The sequence below is a fragment of the Pseudomonas sp. JV245A genome, from assembly GCF_032424515.1.
In the GTDB taxonomy this organism is placed as follows: Bacteria; Pseudomonadota; Gammaproteobacteria; order Pseudomonadales; family Pseudomonadaceae; genus Aquipseudomonas; species Aquipseudomonas protegens.
Window position 1 is genome coordinate 1 of record NZ_VYKE01000359.1, and the last position, 1,588, is coordinate 1,588.

The 1,588-nt window shown below is 65.6% G+C and carries 2 protein-coding genes; one reads left to right on the forward strand and one right to left on the reverse strand.

Features of this window, described 5'->3' with window-relative positions; translation table 11 throughout:
* On the reverse strand, positions 1 to 679 hold a 679-nt coding region (locus tag F6S12_RS31600; RefSeq protein WP_315869841.1), incomplete at its 3' end, for a LysR family transcriptional regulator.
* A gap of 131 nt (positions 680 to 810) precedes the next feature.
* On the opposite strand from F6S12_RS31600, the gene F6S12_RS31605 reads away from it, so the two are divergent.
* Positions 811 to 1,588, forward strand: a 778-nt coding sequence (locus F6S12_RS31605; protein WP_315869842.1) for an SLC13 family permease, incomplete at its 3' end; no start/stop codon positions are given.

A 1,588-nucleotide genomic window follows, 5' to 3' on the forward strand; every position in this document is an offset into this window, starting at 1 on the left:
TCATGTAGTTGGCTTCCATGGCTGGAAGCAGGGACAGTCGGCTGTCGTCGAACAGCGCTTCGACCTGCTCGCGCACGCTGCTGTCGCGGCCGGTGAGAATGATCGGCTGGCAGGCCAGGTCCTTCAGCGTCACTGACTGGCGCTGGGCCAGGGGATGATCGGTGGCCACGAACAGGCACAGGCGATCCTCCAGCAGAGGTTGGAAATCCAGCCCGTGGCTGAGCCGGGCGCGCCCGCCGATACCGAAATCCACCTCGCCGGCACGGACCTGGGCATGAATGCGGTGAGCCACCAGGTCCTGCAGGCGTACCTCGATTCCGGCAAATTGCTCGCGAAACTGGCGCAAGGCCGGCGGCAGCACCCCGGCGCAGACCGACGGCAGCGCGGCGAGGGTGACCACGCCCCGACGCAGGGCGGCCAGGTCCCGGGAGCCACTGACGATGTTATCCAGGTCCAGCAGCAGTTTCTCCATCGGTCCCCGGGCCTGCAGCCCAGCAGCGGTCAGGCTGACATGGCGCGGGCTGCGATCGAGCAGGGCGACCCCCAGCCATTCCTCCAGTTGCTGGACCTGCACGGTAAGAGCTGATGGCGACAGGTGCAGCTCGGCGGCGGCTTTGCTGAAGTTGCCGCTGCGGGCCACGGCGAGGAAGGCCTGGATATGCTGGATCGAGTTCTTCATTTTGTTTTTCCGAATGCAAGGCGCCGAATATTCCAATTTACAAAGACTAGCGCGATTTCAATACTCCAGAAAAACAATAACCGTCCGCCTTCCGGCCCCGGCTTGAAGAGGCGGCACACTGGAGTTGCTCCATGCTCGCCACCCTGGGTGTCATCACCATTCTCTGCCTGCTCGCGGCCGTCATGAGCAAGCGCCTGTCGCCTCTGGTCGCGCTGATTGCGCTGCCGATCATCGCCGCGCTGATCGGCGGCTTCGGTCTGCAGACCAGCGCCTTCATCGTCACCGGCATCAAGAACGTCGCCCCCGTGGTAGGCATGTTCGTGTTCGCTATCCTGTTCTTCGGCATCATGACCGACGCCGGCATGCTCGACCCGATCATCGACCGCATCCTGCGCACCGTCGGCACCCGGCCGACGCGGATCGTGGTCGGCACGGCGCTTCTGGCGCTGCTGGTGCACCTGGACGGTTCCGGCGCGGTGACCTTCCTGGTGACGGTGCCGGCAATGCTGCCGCTGTATACCCGGCTGGGCATCGATCGACGGATTCTGGCCTGTGTCGCGGCGATGGCCGCGGGGGTCAATTTCCTGCCCTGGACCGGCCCGGTACTGCGCTCATCAGCGGCCCTGCATGTGCCGGTGGCGGATCTGTTCCAGCCGCTGATCCCGGTGCAGATCGTCGGCCTGCTGTTCGTCTTCGCCAGCGCCTGGTGGCTCGGCCGCCGGGAGGAGCGCCGCCTGGGGCTCGGTGCCGATGCCACGGCCGGTGCAGGCATCCCGACCCGGGTATTGAGCCCCGCCGAAGAGGCGCTACGCCGTCCCGGGCGCTTCTGGATCAACCTGCTGCTCACGGTGCTGGTGATGCTGGTGATGATTGCCGGCTGGGTCGATCCGGTGGTGATGTTCATGGTCG